This window comes from Granulicella cerasi, from assembly GCF_025685575.1.
Lineage (GTDB): Bacteria > Acidobacteriota > Terriglobia > Terriglobales > Acidobacteriaceae > Granulicella > Granulicella cerasi.
Genome location: NZ_JAGSYD010000003.1, coordinates 600,812 through 623,433 on the forward strand (window position 1 = coordinate 600,812; position 22,622 = coordinate 623,433).

15 protein-coding genes are annotated in these 22,622 nt (G+C 60.2%); 9 read left to right on the top strand and 6 right to left on the bottom strand.

The features are described from left to right. Window positions 1-164 precede the first annotated feature (164 nt). Both OHL11_RS12005 and OHL11_RS12010 read left to right on the top strand, forming a co-directional pair. Entirely contained in the window at window positions 165-938 is a 774-nt protein-coding gene (locus OHL11_RS12005) for a GntR family transcriptional regulator (protein ID WP_263371744.1), read from the top strand. 108 nt (window positions 939-1,046) lie between these two features. After that, window positions 1,047-2,108, top strand: a complete 1,062-nt coding sequence (locus OHL11_RS12010) for a 3-deoxy-7-phosphoheptulonate synthase (protein WP_263371745.1) — start codon at window positions 1,047-1,049, stop codon at window positions 2,106-2,108. 55 nt (window positions 2,109-2,163) lie between these two features. Here the strand turns inward: OHL11_RS12010 and OHL11_RS17440 are convergent, their stop codons facing one another. Further along, on the bottom strand, window positions 2,164-3,819 hold the full coding sequence (locus OHL11_RS17440) for an SGNH/GDSL hydrolase family protein (RefSeq protein ID WP_263371746.1): 1,656 nt from the start codon (window positions 3,817-3,819) through the stop codon (window positions 2,164-2,166). Window positions 3,820-4,041: 222 nt separating this feature from the next. Between OHL11_RS17440 and OHL11_RS12020 the strand changes: the two genes are divergently transcribed. The 4 genes from OHL11_RS12020 (at window position 4,042) to OHL11_RS12035 (ending at window position 10,849) form a co-directional block, all read left to right on the top strand. After that, entirely contained in the window at window positions 4,042-5,040 is a 999-nt protein-coding gene (locus tag OHL11_RS12020) for a YncE family protein (RefSeq protein WP_263371747.1), read from the top strand. Window positions 5,041-5,117: 77 nt separating this feature from the next. Then, window positions 5,118-6,464, top strand: coding sequence for a TolC family protein (locus OHL11_RS12025; protein ID WP_396269739.1), 1,347 nt, complete (start codon window positions 5,118-5,120; stop codon window positions 6,462-6,464). Window positions 6,465-6,467: 3 nt separating this feature from the next. Then, complete coding sequence (locus OHL11_RS12030; RefSeq protein WP_263371748.1) at window positions 6,468-7,745, top strand: efflux RND transporter periplasmic adaptor subunit; 1,278 nt, start codon at window positions 6,468-6,470, stop codon at window positions 7,743-7,745. Then, window positions 7,745-10,849, top strand: a complete 3,105-nt coding sequence (locus OHL11_RS12035; RefSeq protein ID WP_263371749.1) for an efflux RND transporter permease subunit — start codon at window positions 7,745-7,747, stop codon at window positions 10,847-10,849. Before OHL11_RS12030 ends, OHL11_RS12035 begins: the two co-directional genes overlap by 1 nt. Here the strand turns inward: OHL11_RS12035 and OHL11_RS12040 are convergent. Next, entirely contained in the window at window positions 10,798-12,180 is a 1,383-nt protein-coding gene (locus OHL11_RS12040) for a HAMP domain-containing sensor histidine kinase (RefSeq protein WP_263371750.1), read from the bottom strand. The two genes, OHL11_RS12035 and OHL11_RS12040, sit on opposite strands and share 52 nt — an antisense overlap. Window positions 12,181-12,182: 2 nt before the next feature. After that, window positions 12,183-12,857 carry a response regulator transcription factor gene (locus OHL11_RS12045; RefSeq protein WP_263371751.1) on the bottom strand — a complete coding sequence of 225 codons (675 nt, stop codon included), beginning with the start codon at window positions 12,855-12,857 and terminating at the stop codon, window positions 12,183-12,185. Between the two features lie 145 nt (window positions 12,858-13,002). Between OHL11_RS12045 and OHL11_RS12050 the strand changes: the two genes are divergently transcribed. Next, a complete protein-coding gene (locus tag OHL11_RS12050) occupies window positions 13,003-13,422 on the top strand; it encodes an EamA family transporter (RefSeq protein ID WP_263371752.1) in 420 nt (139 codons plus the stop codon). Window positions 13,423-13,486: 64 nt separating this feature from the next. Here OHL11_RS12050 and rbsK read toward each other — a convergent pair whose 3' ends face one another. From rbsK to OHL11_RS12065, 3 genes are all read right to left on the bottom strand, one after another. After that, complete coding sequence (rbsK, locus tag OHL11_RS12055) at window positions 13,487-14,434, bottom strand: ribokinase (RefSeq protein WP_263371753.1); 948 nt, start codon at window positions 14,432-14,434, stop codon at window positions 13,487-13,489. A 26-nt stretch (window positions 14,435-14,460) separates the two neighbouring features. Further along, window positions 14,461-15,417, bottom strand: a complete 957-nt coding sequence (locus OHL11_RS12060; protein ID WP_263371754.1) for a GRP family sugar transporter — start codon at window positions 15,415-15,417, stop codon at window positions 14,461-14,463. A 159-nt stretch (window positions 15,418-15,576) separates the two neighbouring features. Then, a complete protein-coding gene (locus OHL11_RS12065) occupies window positions 15,577-18,804 on the bottom strand; it encodes a carboxypeptidase-like regulatory domain-containing protein (RefSeq protein WP_263371755.1) in 3,228 nt (1,075 codons plus the stop codon). A 425-nt stretch (window positions 18,805-19,229) separates the two neighbouring features. Between OHL11_RS12065 and OHL11_RS12070 the strand changes: the two genes are divergently transcribed. Beyond that, entirely contained in the window at window positions 19,230-21,404 is a 2,175-nt protein-coding gene (locus tag OHL11_RS12070; RefSeq protein WP_263371756.1) for a formylglycine-generating enzyme family protein, read from the top strand. 18 nt (window positions 21,405-21,422) lie between these two features. After that, window positions 21,423-22,466, top strand: coding sequence for a LacI family DNA-binding transcriptional regulator (locus tag OHL11_RS12075; protein WP_263371757.1), 1,044 nt, complete (start codon window positions 21,423-21,425; stop codon window positions 22,464-22,466). Window positions 22,467-22,622 lie beyond the last annotated feature (156 nt).

The window sequence follows — 22,622 nt, forward strand, 5'->3', positions numbered from 1 at the left end:
CATACGACCTCCTGAAACGGTTCGGGTACAAAAACTTTTTATGAACGGACTGTGACTATGTATATACGTTTGTACAGGTCTGAATGCAACGGTTTTCCGAAAATTCTTTTGACAACCGCGTATGCTTAGGCCAAACCCCGCCGTGAAGGAGTCGTGCCTGTCCCATGTCAGAACTTGAAGGAGCGATTGATAAACGGGGTTTCGTTCCGCTTTACTACCAGATTCAGCAGGCCTTGCTCGAGAAGATTCTCTCCGGAGAACTGCGCGAAGGCGATCTGCTGAGCAGTGAAGACGAGCTCTCCAAGCAGTACCGCGTCAGCCGCATGACCGCCCGGCAGGCCCTGCAGGGGCTGAAGGACAAAGGCTACGCCGTGAGCGAACGCGGTCGCGGCACATTTGTGCTGAAGCCGAAGCTGAGCAAGAGCATCCTGATGCTCGAAAGCTTCACCGAAGAGATTCGCCGCAAGGGCGGAAAGCCCTCCTCAAAGCTGCTGGCGCAGAAGGTCATTCCCGCGTCGCAAGAGCTTGTCGATCAGCTCAAGCTGGAGAAGCAGGACCAGTCGCTGCTGCATCTGCGTCGCCTGCGCCTTGCCGATGACCTGCCGCTTGCGATCGAAGAAACGCACATCCCGCTGTGGCGCTTTCCGGGCCTCGATCAAATCGATTTCTCGTCGTCCTCGCTCTACGAGACGCTGCGTGATCGCTACAACGTGGGCTTTGGATGGGCTGACGAGACCGTCGAAGCGCTGTCCGCCTCGGCGGACCAGTCCAAGCTGCTGACGATTCCGAAGCGCGCCAGCCTGCTCTGCATCTACCGCACGCTGATGGAGCAGAACGGCACGCCGATCGAGTACGCCGTCTCGCACTATCGCGGCGACCGCTACCGCGCTTCGTTGCGCGTTACGCTGCAGGACGCTAAGGTACTCCCCGTTCCATAGGACCCGCCGAGCCCGCAAAGCGATGAGCCTCTGCTGCGGCAGGGGCTTGTTCTTTCTGCGCGAACTTCGGTGAAAACCGCGTAAGCGGTATCCTTGAAGAGAATCGTCATGGCGTATCCCACAAACAATCTCCGCATCCGCTCTACCCGCGTTGTTCTCCCGCCCGTTTTCCTCGAAGAGGAATTGCCGTTGACGGAGAACGCATCGCAGACCGTCTTTGAAGCGCGGCAACGCATCGTCGACGTGCTGAACGGCAACGACGATCGCCTCGTCGTCGTCGTTGGCCCCTGCTCGATCCACGACACGAAGGCAGCGCGCGAATACGCCGAGCTGCTGAAGACAGCGATCACCGATCTCTCGCAGGACCTCGTCATCGTGATGCGCGTGTACTTTGAAAAGCCGCGCACCACGGTGGGCTGGAAAGGCCTGATCAACGATCCGTACTTCGACGAGAGCTTCCGCATCAGCGATGGCCTGCGCATTGCGCGTAAGCTGCTGCTCGACCTCGCCGAGATGGGTGTGCCCGCCGGCACAGAGTACCTCGACATGATCTCGCCGCAGTACGTGGCCGACCTCGTGAGCTGGGGAGCGATCGGCGCACGCACTACCGAAAGCCAGGTGCATCGCGAGCTGGCCTCCGGGCTCTCCTGTCCGGTGGGCTTCAAGAACGGCACCTCCGGCAACGTGCAGATCGCCGTGGACGCGATTCTTTCCTCGAGCCAGCCGCACACGTTCCTCGGCACCTCGGAGACGGGCCAGTCGTCGATCCTGCTGACGAGCGGCAACCCTGACTGCCACATGATCCTGCGCGGTGGCCGCGGCGTCACGAACTTCGATGCGGAGTCCGTGAACACGACCGCGCAGCAGATGGAGAAGTCCAACATCGCACCGCGCATCATGATCGACTTCAGCCACGCGAACAGCGGCAAGGACTACCGCAAGCAAGCGGTGGTGAGCCACGATGTCGCTGGGCAGATCGCGGCAGGCGATCGTCGCATCATGGGCGTAATGATTGAGAGCAACCTCGTCGCGGGCGCGCAGAGTCTCGTCGCTGGCAAGGCCCTGACCTACGGCCAGAGCATCACCGATGCATGCATCGATTGGAACGAAACGGAGACCTTGCTGAAGGAGCTTGCAGCAGCTGTACGCGAGCGCCGCAAGCAGAGCTAGTTCACGTGAAAATGAAACGGCCTCCGAAACTTCGGAGGCCGTTTTGCTTGCGCTCTTACTCGTTCGACATCCACCCGTTGCGTTGCAGCCAGCTCTGCAGCAACTGCGGCCACGCCGCGGTGCCGGGCTTCGTGCCTGCGAGTCCGCTGCCATGCTGGCCGTGATCGAACAGATGCATCTCCACCGGGATGCGCTTCTCGACATAAGCCTCGTAGAACTTCACGCTGTTCATCACAGGCACGGCAGCGTCGTCGGTCGTGGAGAAGAGGAACACCGACGGACTATCGGCCTTCACCTGTAGCTCATCGGAGAGGTCCTGCACCAGCGCGGGATCAGGATGCTCACCCAGTAGTCCGTGCAGTGAGCCCTGGTGCGTCAATCCTGCCTTCATGGAGATCACCGGATAAGCCAGGACGCCGAATGCAGGCCGCACCGGCAGCGCGTCGATCGCATCGGGTGTATAGCCCGCGACTTCGGGCAACGGCTCCGCAAAGTGCGCCAGCAGAAACGATGCAAGATGGCCGCCCGCAGAGAAACCCCACACGCCGACGCGGTCCTCATCGAAGCCCCACTCCTCCGCGTGGCTGCGCGCGAGCCGCATCGCTCGCTCTTCATCGAGCATCGGCACCGGATACGCATAAGGGGCGACGCGATACTTCAACACGATGCCTGTTACGCCGCGCCCCGCAAGCCACCGTGCGATCTGCTCGCCTTCGTGGTCCATTGCGAGCGTGTGATAACCGCCGCCCGGGCAGATGAGCACCGCAGTTCGTGTCAAATTATTTGCCGGGGTGTAGACCTCCATCCACGGCGTGTCGGCGTCGCCCCTCCCCTGCTGCAGCGGAGCCTGCTGCGGCCATAGCGAAAGGTGCAGCGGCGCAATCGCAGCCACAGGATGACCTTGCCATTCCTCCGCCAGCATCAGCCCCGCAGCCTTATGCACCGCGGTCGAAGGATGGCCCTCATGAAAATAAAAGTGGGCCTCGGGATGCGCACACGGCGTGGCATCTTCACCGCGAAACGCTCTGCCCGCGCAGGTGCTCTTCGTGTCCGTGATGCCGTAGTGCGAGGGCGAGCGCATCACCGCGTCGAGATATAAACCCCACGCGCTGCTCTCCACGGAGGCGTCCTTCAACTGACGCTGCATCTCCGCAGGAATCATGCGCAGCGCTACATTCAACCGCAGTGCGACGCGGCGAAACGCAGGAATCTGCTCCGGCAAAACGGCCACGCGAAAGCGCCGCGCGCCCACGGCGTATAGCGCACGCATCTCGTCTTCGAGATGCTGCACGGTCTCCGACGTAGCACCCTGGCCGTCGTTGAGTCCGCCGGCGAGGTAGAACAGCGTGTCATCCGCGTTGAAGCGCACCTTGCCTTCATGCAGCAAGGTGACGAACTCTGCCACCTGATTCTGCATACCGAATCCCAGAGCGACATCTTTGCCGGACGTGCGCCAAGGGGCGCTGCCTGTAGGAGCGCCGCTCACGGCGAAGTTCAAGCTATCGTCAGCCGCGAAAGGTTTGTTGCTCGTCTTGAGCGTGATGCCAAGCTGCTGCGCGGCATACCAGACTGCGGTCGGGCCATTGCCATCCACATATCCGCGACCGGTGTCGGAGTAGCTATCACCGAAGACAAACACGCGGTGGATTGGCGCGCTCACAGCGGGTCGGGTTTGCCCCCAGGAGGTGATCGCGCTCAGCGCAAACAGCATCGTTATGAACTTCCTCACAGACCCTCTCTCAGAGCGCGAAAACTTGCAGCGCGCATCGCTCAGCAAGATTACACATCACGCCCTGAAAGTGCCGCGACGATTTTTGCAGATACTCCTCGCATGTTCAGTTCCGCTTAAGGCGCGCACGCTAGATTTCCAGCTATGGCATACAGGCACGAGCCAGGAGGCCCGGTTGCCATTACTTCATCAGGAGTTCTCAACGTGCGCATCTCTCGCTTTCTTTGGCTCGCTGTCGCTGCGGCTGGCATGGCTCATGCACAGGCACCGTATAAGATCACCAACACCTACACGCTGGGCGGCGATGGCGGATGGGACTACATCATTCCCGACGCGGCGCATCACCGCCTCTTCATCGCGCGCGAGAGCCGCGTTCTGGTCATCGATGAAAACTCCGGCAAGCAGATCGGAGAGCTTGCAGAGATCCACGGCGCTCATGGCGTCGCTCTCGACCCGAGCTCAGGCCACGGCTTTGCGACGGAAAGCGAAGACAAGGCTGTCGTGATGTTCGACGCGACCACCTTGAAGAAGCTCAAAACAATTCCCGCTGCAGATGACGCTGATGCGATCGTCTTCGACGCCAAGTCGGGCCGCGTCTTCAGCCTGAACGGCGATGCAAATTCGGCAACCGTCATCGATGCGAAAACCGGCAATCTGATCACGAACCTTCCGCTGGGCGGCAAGCCGGAGTACGGCGCATCCGCGGGCAATGGCAAGCTCTACGTCAACATCGCCGACAAGAGTGAGATTGTCGAGATCGACACCGCCTCGTTGAAGATCACGAAGCGCTGGGCCACCGAAGGTTGCAAGCAGCCGGTTGCGCTGGCAATCGACACCGCACATCAGCGCCTCTTCAGCGGCTGCCGCAGCGGCGTTATGGCGATCTCTGATTACCAGAACGGTAAGGTCGTCGCCACCGCGCCGATTGGTAAGGGCGTCGATGGTGCAGCGTTTGATCCTGCAAGCGGCAACGCATTCGCAGCGAACGGCGAAGGCACACTGACGGTGATCCATCAGGAGAGTCCCGACCAGTATCGCGTGGTGCAAACGCTGCCCACGCAGCTCGGATCGCGCAACGTGGGACTCGATCCCGTGAGCCACAAGTTGTTTGTGGTCGCCGCAAAGTTCGGCCCTGCGCCGCAGGGCGCGCGTCGTGGTCCAGTGCTCCCTGCATCCTTCTCGTTGATGGTGATTTCGAAGTAGCTTCAACTCCACGGAACGTGGCCGCACCACGCGGCCACGTTCAGCCTCGTTTAATCTCCGCAACTTAGGCTGACTTCATGGCAAGGTGCTTCAAAAAATCGAGTCGCTATAGGCTCGCAGCGGTTCTCATACTCAGCCCATGCCTGACTGCGCTGGCACAGGACGCAGCTCCACCGCGCACCCTCTCGCTCGCTGAAGCTATCCAGCAAGCCGAAGCCAACGAGCCGGCGTTCGCAGCGGCCTTGGCCGCGCAAAGGTCGGCGGGCATCGACAGTTATCTCGCCAAGGCCGCATTGCTTCCGTCCGTGACGTATCACAACCAGATGATCTACACGCAGCCGAGCGGGCTGAACAATCGCTCAACGCTGTCGGGTTCACAGACCAATCAGGTCTTCATCGCGAACAATGCGGTGCATGAGTATGCAAGCCAGGCTGTGGTCAACGAAACCATCGGCCTGAAGCAGTTTGCGGGTGCACAGCTTGCAGCGGCGAACGCAGCGCGTGCCAACGCGGAGCTGGAAGTTGCGCGACGCGGCCTTGTCTCGACCGTCGTCAGCCTCTACTACTCCGTCTCGACTACCGCAGAGAAGGCGCAACTCAATACCGAAGCTCTACGTGAGGCATCGCAGTTCACAGCGATGACGAAGAAGCGCGAAGCCGCGCGCGAAGTCGCACACGCCGATGTCGTCCGCGCACAGCTGCAGGAGCAACAGAAGCAGCGCGACATGAATGATGCCAACCTCGCCGCAGAGAAAGCGCGACTCGAACTGGCGGTGCTTCTCTTCCCCGATCCACGCACGAGCTTCACGACCGCAGACCCGAACCACGCGCCAGCATTGCTCCCCACGCATGACGAGATCCATCAGCTGGCGTCGAAGAACAACCCCGAGATGCGAAGCGCGCTTGCGCAGGTGAACGCCGCGAACGCCAGCGTCAAAGCGGCCAAGGCCGCTTACCTGCCTGATCTTGGGCTGAACTTCGCCTACGGCATCGATGCTCCACAGTTCGCGAAGAACGGCCCCGAAGGAACACGCAACCTCGGCTATGCCATCAGTGGAACACTCGACATCCCCGTGTGGGATTGGTTCTCAACGCAAAAGAAGGTCAAGCAGAGCGAGATTCAGCGCGACGCAGCAAAGGTAAGCCTCACGGCCGCACAACGACGCTTGATTGCGAACCTCGAAGAGAGCTATGCCGAAGCCGCTGCAGCGCGCGATCAACTCACGCTGCTGGATGAAAGCGTGCAGACCGCCGCAGAAAGTCTGAAGCTGACGAAGCTCCGCTATGAAGCGGGAGAATCCACTGCGCTCGAAGTCGTCGACGCGCAGAACTCTTATCTAGCCGCACGCACAGCACGCGCCGATGGTGTGGTTCGCTACGAATCCGCTCTTGCCGCTCTTCAAGTTCTCACAGGATCCATCTAAGCCATGACCCTATACCGTCACCCTCAACATGCCACGCGATGGATCTTATGCGCAGCCACTGCGGCGAGTCTCGTGGTGCTCTCCGGCTGCAAGAAGTCGAGCGACGATGCTCCCGAAGCCGTGGTGACCGTCGCCGCGGAGCGCCCTGAGGTGGGTGACATCTCCGAGCACATCATCGCGGACGCAACGCTCGCCCCGCTGGCGCAGGCAGCCATTTCCCCGAAGATCACAGCACCTGTTCGCACGTTCTACGTGCAGCGTGGTTCCAAGGTAAAGGCCGGACAACTGCTTGCGGTGTTGGAAAACCGCGATCTCGTCGCGCAGGCGCTCGACAACAAGGGCCAATATACGGCCGCGCAGGCCACCTTTGATATACAGACGAAGGCGCAGGTGCCAGAGGATTACGCGAAGGCCAACCTCGATCTCGAGCAGGCGAAGGCGCAACTCCGCTTGCAGGGAGAGATCGCAGCATCGCGCAGGAAGCTGCTCGAACAAGGTGCCATTGCAGGTCGTGACTACGACAGCGCCGTCGCTGCATTGACGCAGGCCCAGTCCGCTTATGACATCGCACGCAATCACCTGCACTCGCTTTCCACCGTGAGCAATCAGGCCACCAGGAAGCTCGCACAAGGACAGCTTTCTTCTGCGCAGGGCAAGCTGAACGCAGCAGAGGCGCAGGTCTCCTACACGCACATTCAGAGCCCCATTGCAGGTGTCGTGACCGACCGTCCGCTATTCCCCGGCGAGACCGCGACAACAGGAACGCCGCTCATCACGGTGATGGACACCTCGTCGCTACTGGCGAAGGTTCATCTTTCGCAGAGTGTCGCGCAGCGCCTCACGATGGGCGACGACGCCTCCGTATCGATCCCCGGAGTCGATCAAGCCGTGCCTGGAAAGATCTCGCTGATTAGTCCCGCACTCGATCCCGGCAGCACCACGGTAGAGGTCTGGATCAAGGTGAACAATGCAGCGGGGGCCTACAAGGCAGGCACCTCCGCGCACGTCTCGGTCGTAGGCAGAACGGCGCCTCATGCGGTGAAAATCCCGCTGGCAGCCGTGCTCACAGCGGAAGACGGCACAAAGTCCGTGATGATCGTGAACGCTGACGGAACGGCTCACAAGGTCAGCGTGCAACTCGGCATCAACGATGGCGAGGATGTGCAGGTGATGCAGGGACTCAACGGTTCGCAGACAGTGATCACGCAAGGCGCGTACGGCCTGAGCGATGGAACCAAGGTTACGGTCGGCAAGCCGGCTGCAGCGGGAGAGGACAAGTAATGGAGCAGCCCTCGAGCGCACGCAGCGCTGAGTATTGGCTCGTACGATTTCGCGGGCCCATCTTCTTCTTCCTCATCGTGCTCACGATCGTGGGCATCTACGCCGCGCAGCAGGTTCCGATTTCAGTCTTTCCGGAGACAAACTTTCCGCGCGTCGTCATCGGTGTCGACAACGGCGTGATGCCTGTCGACCAGATGCAGGTTACGGTCACCAAGCCCATTGAAGACGCGGTTAACTCCGTCCCAGGTCTCACCACCGTGCGCTCCACCACAAGCCGAGGATCTGCTGAAGTCAGCCTCTTCTTCGACTGGAACGTTGACATGTTCCGCACGCTGCAACTCGTTGATGCAGCGCTGAGCAAAGCACGACAGAACCTGCCTGCAACGGCAGTGATCACCACGAACCGCCTCACCTTTGCGACGTTTCCGATCCTCGGTTACAGCCTTACCTCGGATCGACTTTCGCAGACGCAGTTGTGGGAGCTTGCCACTTATCAACTCAAGCCTCCGATCAATCGCGTCAATGGTGTGAGCAGCGTCACCATCCAAGGCGGCAAGGTGCCCGAGTTCCACATCGTGCCCAACATGGCGCGCATGCAGACCGCGGGTGTCACGGTCCTCGACCTCACGAACGCCGTGCAGGCGTCCAACATCATCGATTCGCCCGGCTTGTACGAGGCCAATCATCAACTCGTGCTGGGCCTTGTGGGCGCACAGGCTCATGACGCCACGGAACTCGGCCAGCTTGTAGTGAAGACCACCGCTAACGGCGCAGCGGTGCGTGTTTCTGATGTAGCCACCGTGCAAGCGGGCGTAGAGCCTGTATACACCGCAGTGACCGCAGAGGGTAAACCGGCGGTGCTGCTCAACATCACGCGTCAACCCGCGAGCAACACGGTTGCGGTTGCAGATGCCGTAGCTGCGCAGATCAATCTACTCAAGACGAATCTTCCGCAAGGCGTAGAGCTCAAGCCTTACTACGATCAGTCGGAGCTGGTGCGCGACAGCATTCGCAGCGTACGCGACGCAATCCTTATCGGCCTCGGCCTGGCCTGTGTCATCCTCTTCCTTTTCCTCGGCGACTGGACATCTTCGCTCGTCGCTGGCCTCGTCATCCCGGTGACGGTCGCTATCACCGTGCTCGCGCTGTGGATGATGGGCGAGAGCTTCAACCTCATGACGCTCGGAGGACTCGCTGCTGCCATCGGCCTCGTCATCGACGACGCCATCGTCGTTGTTGAGAACATCGTGCTGCACCGAGATTCAGGCGAATCGCGTGCAGAAGCCGCGCGGCTCGCGTTGAAGGAAATCAGCGCGCCGCTCATTGGCTCTACGATTACGCCCGTCGTCGTCTTCGTTCCACTCATCGCAGTCACCGGCGTGACAGGCAGCTTCTTCCGCGCGCTTGCCATCACCATGACGGTCGCGTTGCTTACGTCATTGCTGCTTGCTGTAACGTGGACACCTGCCCTGAGCCTCGTCTTCCTGAAGGAACGCAAGCAGACCGAAACACCGCATGAAGAGCACGGCAAACTGATGCGTACCGTGCTGCGTTGGCATCAGCGCGGCCTCGGCTGGGCGCTCACACATCCGTTTCTCCTGTTAGGACTTTGCGGATTGCTCATCATCGGCACCTTTACGGGCTATCGTTCACTTGGATCAGACCTGCTGCCGGAGATGGATGAAGGCGGCTTCATCCTCGACTACATCATGCCGGCGGGAAGTTCGCTGCAAGAGACCAATCGCGCCATGAAGCATGTCGACAGGATTCTGCACGCGATTCCTGAAGTGGACAGCACGTCGCGCCGCACAGGACTGCAGATGGGCCTGGCCGCTGTGACGGAAGCCAATTACGGCGACATGACCGTGAAGTTGAAGACCTCGCGCAGTCGCGGTATTGACGAGGTGATCGCCGAAGCGCGAGCAGAGATCAAGAAGACTGAGCCCGAGCTCGACGTGGAGTTCACGCAGGTGCTTCAAGACATGATCAACGATCTGTCGAACGCTCCTGAGCCGATTCAGATCAAGCTCTTTGCCAGCGACCCCGCGTTGCTTTCTGATGTGGCGCCGCGGGTTGCCGATGCGATCGGCAAGATTCCCGGCGTGGTCAGCGTCGAGAATGGCATCGACAACACCATCAGCGGTCCCGCAACGAACTTCCAGGTAGACCCCACTGTCGCGGCACGCATGGGCTTCACGCCACAGGAAGTGGCTGAAGACGCAACGTCGATTCTCGACGGTGTGACGACGACGTCGCCGCTCATCGCAAACGGCAGGCCGTATACGGTGCGGGTGCGATTAGGCGAGGAGACCCGGCAGTCGCTCGACTCCATCGAAAACACGGTCTTCAACAGCTCGTCCGGCAAGCTTGCCACGCTGGGATCGCTCGCACAGATCACGCAGCTTCCACCGCAGAATGAGATCCGCCGCGAGAACCTTCAGCGTTTGATCGTAGTCACGGCACAGCTTCAAGGCTCAGACCTCGGCACTGCGATCGCGAAGGTGCAGCAGACCGTAACCGCTATGCACTTGCCTTCGACCGTGCACGTTGTCTACGGCGGGACCTATCAGGAACAACAAAAATCGTTCCATGAGCTGCTTCAGGTGTTGGTGATTTCGCTGGCGCTGGTCTTCGGTGTGCTGCTCATCGAGTTCCGCAATTTCTCTGCCCCGATTGCGATTCTCAGCTCGTCGCTCTTGTCGATCGGCGGCGTCGTGCTCGCGCTGCTGGTGACAGGCACGACGTTCAACGTAGCATCCTTCATGGGAATCATCATGGTCATCGGCATCGTGGCGAAGAACGGCATCCTGCTGCTCGATGCCGACGAACGCTATCGCCGCGACGGCGCTTCGGCGAGGGACGCGATGATTCATGCAGCTCAGCGCCGACTGCGCCCGATCCTGATGACGGCGACGGCGGCTATCTGCGGCATGTTGCCGCTGGCGTTCGCGCTCGGGGCAGGCTCGCAAATGCTGCAACCGCTCGCGATCGCAGTGATCGGCGGACTAGTGCTGTCCATGCTGCTGAGCCTGATCGTAACGCCGGTGATCTACTACCTTCTCACCGGCAGGCGCACTTCCACGAGCGCACCACGGTCCTGGTGATTGCCTATTGCGATCGCGCCTTGCGCGCGATCGCAGATCGCCTTGCAGATCGCGAGTCCTAGCCCCGTACCGCCCGTCTTGCGGCTTCGCGAAACGTCGCCACGGTAAAACGGCTCGAAGACATGCGGTAAATCCGCGTCTGCAACACCGCTGCCGTAGTCCTTCACCCGCAAGTGCAGATGATCATCCTCTTGTGCCAGGCTGATGTGGATCGCCCCACCCATCGGCGAGTGCTGCAACGCGTTCATCAGCAGATTCGAGCAGAGAAGCAACGCGTCCTCTTTGCTGATCAACGCCTGCACTTCGGGCTGTATGGTGGACCGCAGGTTCACCTCCTTCAGCTCCGCATACGACATGCATTGCGTGAGCGCTTCGAGAACCGCCTCGGTAAAGTCGCACTGCTGTGAAGCGCTTGTCGGATGCTGCTCCAACCGAGCCAGTGTAAGCATCTTCTGCACCGTCGATTCGAGGCGCCCGATATCTTCGAGTCCAACAGAAATGCCCTTCTGGTAGGCGTCGGCGTCTCGCTGCTTCATGTTGAGCAGCTGCAGAGAGGACTTCACAATCGCGAGATCCGTCTTCAGTTCATGCGCTGCATCGCTCGTGAATCGCCGCTGTTGATCGAACGATCGCTGCAAGCGAGCGATGGACTTCTCAATCGCAGAAGCGAGCGGACGAAGCTCCACGAGGCGCATAGAACTCGCAGGGGGACTGAAAACCCAGCTATCGACTTCGATCGCTTCTGCTTCTCTGGCCAACTCTTTGATGGGAGTCAGAAGACGTCGAATCAGCCAACTCATCAGCAGCGCGGTGAGGCCCAGAAGAGCCAGCGTCGCCCAAGCAAAGAACCGCACCGACTCATCCACCTCGTGCCACACACGATGCACCGGCAAGCCGAAGACGATGCGCACATGATGGTAAACAGCGAAAGGCTTTCCGGGGTCGATAGCGCGACCGCCGCTCAGCACGTAGAACAGATACGGCTCGTTGGCGACCTTCGCTTCGACAAAACTCCCTGCGGCCGCGGTGATATGCGGCACCTGCCCCTGCGAGCCGAGCGCACCACCGCCCTGCTCGGTGATCTCATACACAGCGCGCGGTGGAATCGTTAGGCCGACGCTATACAGCGAGATGCTGCCATCCTTCGTCGCTGCTTCCTGCAACGCGCCGAAGAGAGCATTCGAGTGAGCACGAAGGTTCGCTTTGAACGCAGAGAACTGAACATCCCGCTCGTGGCTCCACACCGTCACGATCAACGCCACCGCCGCAACGAACTCCAGCAGGAGAACGGCAGCGATGAGACGTTTCGTGAGCGATGCGCTGGAGTCCATGATCATCCTTCAGCAAGAAGCCGGTAGCCGCGATGTCGCAGCGTCTCAATGACAGGCGGCGCGCCCGGTGCGGTGAGCTTGCGACGCAGGTTCGAGACATGCGCCTCGATCACATTCGAGTGATGTTCCCAATCGTAGTCGTAAAGATGCTCCAGCAACTCTTTCTTCGACACGATCGCGCGCGGCCGGTGCGCAAGGTACTCCAGCACGCGATACTCCGTCGGCGAAAGGTCCACGTCTCGGCTACCGCGCGTCACACTTTGGCGCACCGTGTCGATGCTTACATCGGCCACCGTGATGACCGACGACGACTTGCCCTTGGAGCGACGAATGAGCGCCTTCGCGCGAGCGATCAACTCCCCGAGCTCAAACGGCTTCGCGAGGTAATCATCCGCACCGGCATTGAGCATTTCGATGATGCTGGTCTTGCCCTCCTGCGCGGTGAGGATCAGCACCGGAGTATGGATTCCGCCAGCACGCAGCGCTTCGAGAACGCTCTTTCCATCTCGCCCAGGCAGCATGAGATCAAGAACGATGAGGTCGAAGAGGTCCTGCTCAGCGTACGCGAGGCCTTCGTGCCCGTCGGCGGCGTGGTCCACCGCAAAGCCCGCCTCGCGCAGCCCTGCAACGATATTTTCGGCAAGGCGCGACTCGTCTTCTACGACCAAAACTCTCATAAGAGCCATCTTCCCGACACAGAGCTTAAGCCATCCTGAAAAGCACACCGCCACGTTCAGGCTGTCTTCATGCAGACAGGCATAGGGTAGTGGAAGTGTAGACCGGCAAGTCAAGCGCGCGGAAGCTACAGCAGGAGATCGAACGATGTCGTGGTTACTCTGGTCCCTTTTATCGGCGTTTATGGCGGCATGCACGGCGCTGCTTGCAAAGAAGGGGGTGGCCCATGTCGAGCCCAACCTCGCGACGGCGATCCGCACGTCGGTCGTCGTGGTGATGGCGTGGGCAGTGGCACTTTCCTTTGGTCGGCCCCACGAAGTTCGGACTCTGGACTGGCGCACGTGGGCGTTTCTCTCCGCCTCCGGCATCGCGACGGGACTCTCCTGGCTTTGCTACTTCCGCGCACTCACCCTCGGTCCAGTCTCCAAGGTTGCTCCGATGGACAAGCTCAGCGTTGTCTTCGTGCTGCTGCTCGCCGCGCCACTACTGGGCGAGCGACTGACAACCGGCAAGGTCGTCGGCGGACTCTTGCTCACTGCGGGAGCCGTAGTGCTCGCTGTGTTTTGAGCATGATTGCAATGCAAGCAAAAGGCCAGCCACGCAGGCTGGCGTTTGCATCGATGCGACGGTACTAACTCGCTACTGGAACACCGAGCAAGGTTTCCGCTTCCTGAAGTGTGGGCATGGAAGGCTGCGCGCCGACGCGCGTCACGGAGACCGCCGCGACCGCACAGGCAAACTTTGCAGCTTCGACAGGAGCCATGCCCCGCGTCAGCCCATAGGCGAATCCACCATTGAAGGCGTCCCCAGCTGCCGTCGTGTCGACGGCCTTCACCACGAACGGCGACACAAACTCTCCTGCAACATCCGCGCCCGCAAGATAGATGCCGCGGCCGCCCAGCTTGAGGATAACGTTGCGTGCACCAGTAGCGAGAAGACGATCCGCCGCGGCATGCACGGCGTCTTCGCTGAGAGAATCATCCACCGAATAGCCGAGTTGCTGCAGCAGGAGTTGCGTCTCCGTCTCGTTCGGCGTGAGCCATGTGACGCAACGCAGCGTGGCCGCAGACAACGCCTGCACCGGTGCGGGATCGAGCACGAAGGGCACGTTGAGCTCCGCGGCAATCTGCCCGAGGCGCTCAACCGTGTCGAGCGGAATTTCAAGCTGTGAGAGAATCACGCCTGCATCGCGAAAAACATCGGTGTAATCGTCGAGATCTTCAGGACGAAGCGTAGCGTTCGCACCGGGAATAACGACGATGGAGTTAGCCCCTTGCGGCGTGACGAGGATGACCGCCGAGCCCGATGCGCACTCGACGTTCTCCACGCAGCGCGCGTTCACGCCAACGTTTGCAAGCTCGCGACGAAGCTCCTCGGCAAACAGATCGTTGCCGAGGCGCCCCACCATCATGACCTCGCCACCGAGCTTCGCCGCAGCGACGGCCTGGTTCGCACCCTTGCCACCGGGGTACGTGGCGAACGCCTGCCCAAGCATCGTTTCGCCTTCGGCGGGCATGCGCTCGACGTTTGCAACAAGATCAAGATTCAAACTTCCAACCACAACAATTTTCTTCTTCATGCTTCCTCGTCTTTAGCGAAGGTTTTCTAGCGACCACCGAACAGCGGAGCGATCGCAATGGCTCCGAGCCCGGCAACAAAAAACAGAAACATCCACGGAATGAGTCGGCGCGAAGCCGCAGGCGCAGTCGCGAACTCGCGCCACACGAACACGCCCCAGATCGCGGAGATCATCGTAGCTCCCTGCCCCAATGCGTAGGAGACAGCAGGCCCGACGGCGTTGGCCTTGGATGCGACGAAGCTCGCCACCGCTCCTGTGCACCAGATGACGCCACCGATGACGCCCCACACATGCCACGAACCTTTGGCCTTTGCATACTGGCCGAAGCTCGTCGCGGGCTCGCCGGTAAGCGACTTCTTCATGAGGAAACCGTTCAACGGAAGCGAGCAGAGGGCTACGCCGATCGCGAAGATAAAGGCCACGGCATACGGTCCGAGGGCGTGCTCACCGAGCGTGGATTTCGCCACGAACGGATAGAACGTGCCCATCAATACGCCACTCACGATGCTCAACACTACGCCTCGCGTGCTGACCGAGCCGCTGGCTTCGCGGCGCTTGTACGCGAGTGCATCGAGGATGATCGCCACCGCGACCAACGCTACACCGCCGAAGATCAGCAGCGGACTTCCTGCGGGGTTCACAAAGTAGTTCAGCAACGTGCCTACGATGAGCGCGAGACCGATGCCGACAGGAAACGCCACCGCCATGCCCGCAACGTCAATCGCAGCCACCAGCAGCAGGTTCGCTACGTTGAAGATGATGCCACCGATCAGCGCGTACACCACATGCTGCGTGTCCGTGGAGTGCAGATTCGCGACAAAGGCAGCGGGACCGCCATAGATGCTGCCGAGCGTAAAGCCCCAGAGCAGGCTGCCGACGACGATGCCAATTACGTAGTCCCAGTAGAAGAGCGAAAACGGATAGCCCGCTGTCAGTTTGCGCATGTTGGCCCACGAGCCCCAGCACAACATACTGGCAAACATAAACAGCAGAACGGTAATGTACGCCTCAGGTTGATACACCGGCGTTCGACCTCACAGTGGAGTAAGCAGTTATCGTACGACCAAAATGTGGTCTACAGAAAAGAAAGGCGAAACGGGACTGAACCATGAACAGCCCGTTTCGCCGGGAGACAGCAAGGGTTAGAAGCGGATGTGCGCGACGAGTTGAATCTGGCGCGGAAGCAACTGCGTCGTCGACATGCCGAAGCTGGTGCTCGACAGATCGCTGACAGGCTTTGCGAGATTCACTCGATTGAAGGCGTTGAGGAACTCGCCACGTAGCTCGAAGAGTCCTGCTTCGCCGAGGAAGTGCAGTGGGAACTTGCGCTCCAGAGCGATGTTCGTCACCGCGTAGCCAGGGCCGTTGTAAGTGTTGCGGCCAAGGTTTCCTTCGGTTCCAGGAGCAGGTGCCGCGAACGCGCTTGCCTTGAAGACACCGCCGCCGCCACCGTTTGCCGTGGGCAACCACTGCGACCGCGCTGCACTGATCTGACGACCAAACGAAGGAACGTTGGGCATGTCGTAGTTGTAGCCATCGCCGTTGTAGTCTCCGCCCGCAGAGTACTGCGCCGAGGTGTAGACCGTGAACGGCTGGCCCGACTGCAGGATCACAATCGGCGACACCGTGAAGCCGCTGGTGATGGCGTGTGCGATGCTGCTGCTCTTCACGCCGGGGATGTTCCACACCGCGTCAGCCGAGAAGCGATGACGTGAGTCGTAATCGGAACGACCATACTGGCGCTCCGGGTGCGCAGCGTCGAAGACAGTCTCGCCGCCGCCAACACCGTTATCGTTCGAACTGATGTAGTCGAGCGACTTGCTGAGCGTGTAGGTCGCGTGCATCGTCCAGCCATGCGCGAACGAGTGCGTTACGCCAAAGGCGCCGACGTTCGTGTTCGCCACGTTGTTGTTCTGACCATACGTGACGGAGCCGAAGCTCTGGTTGAGGTAGGTGTAGCTGCCAGCGTGCTGTTGCGCATCGCCTGCGTAGCGGTTCACGTTCGTCTGCAGGTAGAGCTTGCGGCTCGCCGTGCCAAGGTAGTCGAACTCCAGCACCCAGCCACCTGCCACTGCCTGCTGCACACCCAGCGCCCATGCGTGCACCATCGGTGCCTGCAGGTTCGGGTCGATACCACCGACCGAAGTACGCGTGCCGACGAGGCCACCATGTGCATCGGTCTGATAGCTCAAGCCGTTCGGCGGAGCAAAGCCCTGCGCGCCGGAGTTGCTGGTCTGGAAGGTGAACTGCGAACGCGTGGCGCCGGAGTAGATGTTGAGCGACGGATTCGCATAGCCCGGAGGGTTGGTGCGCATGCCGTTGACGTAAGCGTACTCACCGACCTTGTCGCTGAAGATGCCGTAGCCGCCGTGCACCGAGAGCTTGCCGTTGCCGAGCACGTCATACGCAAAGCCGACGCGCGGTGAAACGCGATACTGCGCGTTGTACGTAGCCTGGCCGTTCGAGCCACGCACCACCATCGAGCCGTTGGCGATCTGCGTGTTCATGCTGCCGGTTCCCTGCGGCGTGAAGAACGCGATGGCGCTGTGACCGTTCTGCACCGTGCTCTGGTGGCCGAAGTAATCGAGACGCACGCCGAAGTTCATCGTGAGTCGCGAGTTGACCTTCCAGTCTTCCTGCACGAACGGAGCGACGTAGAGCATGTACACGCGCTGATAGAGGTCGTGAGCGATCGTCTGAGTCTTCAGATCAACGACCGGGCCGCCCTGGTAGAACGGCAGATCGGTAACAAGATCCAGCGGGCTGAGGAAGTAGAACGCCGGACGTACAAGGCCGTTCTCAAAGTTGTCGAGGTCCTGCTGGCGATCGATATCAATGCCCGCCTTGATGGTGTGGCGGCCATGCGACCAGGTCAACGCGTCCTGGTAAGTCATGTTGTTCTGCGTCCAGTCCGACGGTCCCCACTGGCTGAAGGTTGCGCTGATGCCACCAAGGTAATAGATGTTCGGCAGCGCCGGCAGGTTTACATCCTGCTTGCCGTAGTTGCGCGTGAAGCTGATGCCCGCGTCATTCACCAGCGAAGACGAGAACGCGTGCACGTAGTCGAACTTCGCGTACATGGTGCGGTTGGGGTTGGTGTACGCGAGGATCGGACGCGGATCAGCCGTCGTCGCCATCGTCGTGTTGCGGAAGAAGCTGAAGAAGACCTTGTCGCGGCCATCGTTCATCGAGTGGTCGAGACGAAGATGCCCCTGGAAGCCATTGATCGGCACCGAGACGTTCACGGTCGTGGAACCGACAACGTTGCCGGTGAAGTCAGAGAATGTATCCGTGGTCAGCGCACCATACGCCGCACGCACCTGCGCTACGTTGAGGAACTGGCTGGTCGGATAAACCTTCACCGGAGCCTGCGTGAGGAACATCGTGCCGATCGCGTTCGGATACTTGGTCTTCACGTAGTTCGTGAAGTCCTGCGTCTCCGCCGTGCGCACAAGCGACTGGCCCTGAATGGACCGCTCCCAGAACAGCGAGCCGAAGAAGAAAGTGCGGTCTTTGAAGATCGGCCCGCCCACTGCGCCGCCGAAGTCGTTACGAATCGTGCGCGGCACCTTGCCGTTGTTGAAGTGCGTGCGCGACTGCAGCGCGTTGTCACTGTGGAACTCCTGCACCATGCCGTGAAACTTGTTTGTGCCGGACTTCGTGAAGAGTTCGATGAGAGCACCGCTCTGGCGTCCCTTGTCTGCCGTGAAGCTGAGCGCGGTGACCTTCATCTCCTGCACGGTTTCAGGATGCGGTGTGATGTTCGTCACGCCATCGCGCGAGTTCGAGTTCACCGGCGTACCGTCCACTTGAAACTCGTTCGTCTCCTGGCGCTGACCAGCGGAGTTGATCTGATAGCCCGACTCCGCGTTGTAGCTCGAAGTGCCTACAGAACCAGCAGCGGAGATGTTGCCGGAGTCCGTACCAAGGCCCGTGACACCCGGCGCAAGCGTCGCAACGCCTGCGTAGATATTCTGGCCAAGCATCGGCGACTCCTGCACCGTCTTCGTCTCGAGCGTGCGGCCGATGTTGCCGCGTGAAGTTTCGATCTGCTGCGTGTCAGCCTCGACGGAAACCGTAGTCGTCTCCGACCCGAGTGAGAGCTTCGGATACACCGTACGTACCGTGCGGCCTTCGACGACGATGTCGGTCAGCTTCCATGCCTTGAAGCCGGGGGCCTTCACCTCTGCGGTGTAGGTGCCGACAGGCAGTTGCAGAATGTGCAGGTAGCCCGCTCCATTCGCGGTCGCCTGATTCGTGATGTGCGTCGCCTGATTGGTAAGCGACATAGTGGCGCCGGGTACAGCCGCACCCGACGGATCTACCACGGTGGCTTCGACACCGCTCTCAAACTGGGCGAATGCAGGCAAGCCTGCGAAAAGGCAACACAACACTGCTGCTATGCGAATCCAACTCCATTGATACGTCTTGGTCACGGTACTGACCCTCCGAAAGTCTTTACAAAAGCTCCTCGTCCTGACGAGGCTGCTTGAATGTTTGAAAGCTTTCAATTTCAAAAGCGCGAGCATACTAGGAAGCCGGGTACGTGGCTGTCAACAGGAATCTCAAAAATATTTCCGCGCTCGCCATCATCACCCCAGCCATCGCTTGTTTTTAGCGCATTCACTCAATGTTTATAGGCACTTCAGGGACGCGGCGATTCTCTACTCACAGCAGGAGAAGCATGGGAACAAAACGCTCATCGCGCACGCGGGCAAAGAAGTTGCTTGCCGAAGAGCTTTGAAAGGTTTTATGCTTGGCGCGTTTTTGAAACGATTTCTTTCTGAGGTGCCTGATGTTTCGTCGCACGTTTACGGCCGGTTTTGCAGCGCTTCTCACCACGTTGGCAGCGAGCGCAGTGGCGCAGGACACGCCGCTCAAGATGCAGGGTGAGCAGATCGAAGGCCCGTCCTGCGCAGGTTTGCCAGAGTGGTTCATGCTATCGCAGCCACGTCCCTGCACCGATGCCGAGTTCAAGACATGGCTGAGCGACGCGCGCGCGTGGCGCGGCGAACGGCGTATTCGCGTAGGCTCCAATGACAGCGAGTACACACGACCAGAGCTTCTGTGGACGCAGTCAAGTTTCATTCAGCCGCAGATGATGGTGCATGATCGCTTCTTCTACGATCCCGCACGCCGCAGCTATACGGTCGCTCGCTATCTCGAAGACACGGACAAGCGCTACGGTGGCATCGACAGCGTGCTTGTGTGGCCTACGTATCCGAACATTGGCGTGGACGACCGCAACCAGTACGACCTGGTGCACGACATGCCCGGTGGCATGGAAGGCGTGAAAAGCTTCGTCGCTGAGTTCCATAAGCGCGGCGTGAAGGTGCTCTTCCCCACAATGCTGTGGGATCAGGGTACGCGCGTCGAAGGCAAGCCCGATGCGGTCGCGCTCAGCGAGGAACTGGCGGAAGCAGGTGCCGACGGCATCAATGGCGATACGCTGCAAGGCGTGCCGCGCACCTTCCGCGAGGCGTCCGACAATCTGCATCATCCGCTTGCGCTCGAGCCCGAACTCGGCCCCGGTTCTGACGAACAGCTGAACTGGAACAACATGACGTGGGGCTACTGGAAGTACGGCTTCACGCCAACGGTGTCGCGCTACAAGTGGATGGAGCCGCGGCACATGGTGAACATCTCCAACCGCTGGGCGCATGACCACACCGACGATCTTCAGTTCGCGTTCTTCAACGGCATCGGCTTTGAAAGCTGGGAGAACGTGTGGGGCATCTGGAACGGCATCACGCCGCAGGATGGAGAGGCTCTGCGTCGCGTCAGCGCGATCGAACGCGCCGAGAAATCATTGCTCATTTCGCAGGAGTGGGAGCCATACGCCCCCGTGCGTAACTACGGCGTCTTCGCCAGCAAGTGGCCCGCACAGAGCGAGACGCTGTGGACGATCGTCAATCGTAATCACTACTCCGTCAGCGGTCGTCAGCTTGCGGTGAAGCACGTGGACGGCGTTCGCTACTTCGATCTCTGGAACGGCATCGAGCTTCATGCAGACCGCGAGGGCGATCACGATGTGCTGAGCTTCAGCATGGAGGCTAATGGATACGGTGCGGTGCTCGCGACCGCAACGCTGAATGCTGACATGCAGAAGCTGATGCGCACCATGCATACGCTGAGTGAAAAACCGCTGGCGAGTTATTCGCATGAGTGGAAGACTCTGCCGCAGCAGCTCGTTGCGATCGCAAAGACCAAGCCTGCAAAGTCCGCGCCGGACGGGATGAAGCTAATCGCCGCTACGGAGTATCTCTTCCGCGTGAACGGCGTCGAGATCGAAGGTACGAACGACGAAGGTGTCGACGTGCAGTATCCCGGCGAAGGCTCCGCGCGCCGCTATCACGAGCTGAAGATGCACGTCGGAGCGTTCTATCTCGACACGTATCCGGTGACGAATGCGGAGTTCAAGAAGTTCGTCGATGCGGCTCACTACCATCCGGCGGATCACCACAACTTTCTGCGCGACTGGAAGAACGGCAGCTTCCCCGATGGCTGGGCGAACAAGCCGGTGACCTGGGTTTCGCTGGAAGACGCGCGTGCCTACGCAGCGTGGGCTGGCAAGCGTCTGCCGCATGAGTGGGAGTGGCAGTACGCCGCGCAGGGCAACGACGGCCGCGAGTATCCGTGGGGCAATCAGTGGGTAGCAGCGAACGTGCCCACGCCCGACAAAGACCGCAACGAACAGGCCGCCTCCGATGTGAACGCTCACGCTGCGGGCGCGAGTCCCTTCGGCATCGAGGACCTGGTTGGCAACGTGTGGCAGTGGACGGATGAGTACACCGACGAGCACACGAGCGCGGCGATTCTCCGCGGTGGAAGCCACTATCAGCCGCAGGGTTCGCGTTGGTACTTCCCGCAGGCATATAAACTGTCTCAGCACGGCAAGTATCTGCTGATGGCTCCGAGCCTTGATCGCTCGGCCAGCATCGGTTTCCGCTGCGCGAAGGATGCTGAATAGACTGGCACGGAGCCACAGTTGCCCACAAACAAATCAACGAAAGTGCCCGCCGCCGCCTCGCGCATTACCATGCACGATATCGCGCGGCGGGCCAACGTTTCTCTGGGCACGGTTTCGCACGTCATCAACGGTAAAGTCTCCGTGTCTGATGAGGTACGCGCTCGCGTTCAGAAGGCCATCGACGAGCTGGGCTATCAACCCAATCATCTTTCGCGCGCGCTACGCACGAACCGCACGAACCTGATCGGCATGGTGATCCCCGACATCACCAATCCCTTCTTCCCTTCCGTAGTGCGCGGCGTGGAGGACGCAGCGTTTCGCGCAAACTATCGTCTGCTGCTGTGCAATGCAGACAACGACCCTGCGAAGGAACTCGCCTACATGAACGACCTCAGTTCGTTCATGCCCGCAGGCATCATCCTCATCCCTTCGGACAACCACAAGCTGCCTACCCTGGGCCAATATCCGCTGGTGTGTATCGATCGCCAGCCGTTGGGTTGGAACGGTGACAGCGTCACGGTCGAAAACTTTGAAGGCGGCAAGACGGCAGCCGCGCATCTCGCGCAGTTGGGTCACAAGCAGATCGCTATCGTCCAGGGCCCCGAGAATGTCTCTACCGTAGGAGATCGTGTTCGCGGCTTCCTGAAGGAGTTGAAGCGCCGTAAAATCACCATCTCGCCCGAGTACATACAGGCGAGCAGCTTCGACCAGGAGGGCGGTTATCTCTGCGCGATGCGATTGCTTCGGCTGGTGCCACGACCCACAGCGATCTTCGCGGCGAACGACTTGATTGCAGTCGGCGCGTTGCAAGCAGTAAAGGCGTCCAAGCTACGCTGCCCGCAGGACGTGTCCATCATCGGCTTCGACGGGTTGAGCGTCACAGACTTCACCGAACCGGCGCTGACATCTGTCGTCCAGCCGAGCTACCAACTGGGGCACGCGGCGATGCGACTGCTCCTCAGCCGTATTGAAGGCGACACTGCTCCACCGCGCCACATCGTGCTGGAGACGCAGCTCAAAGTGCGCGACTCCGCGCAGGAGCCACCGACCACGCGACGTTGATCTGGCTGAGATTCGAGCTAGCCGATTGAATTATCGTTACTCATGACGGGCGGACTATAGCAATGCACTTGCGGGATGCTAAGCTTCCAGCACAGTGCGACCTCTTGTAATTTTCACATTGCTGTTAACCTGCATGTCAGGCATGGCCCAACTTGC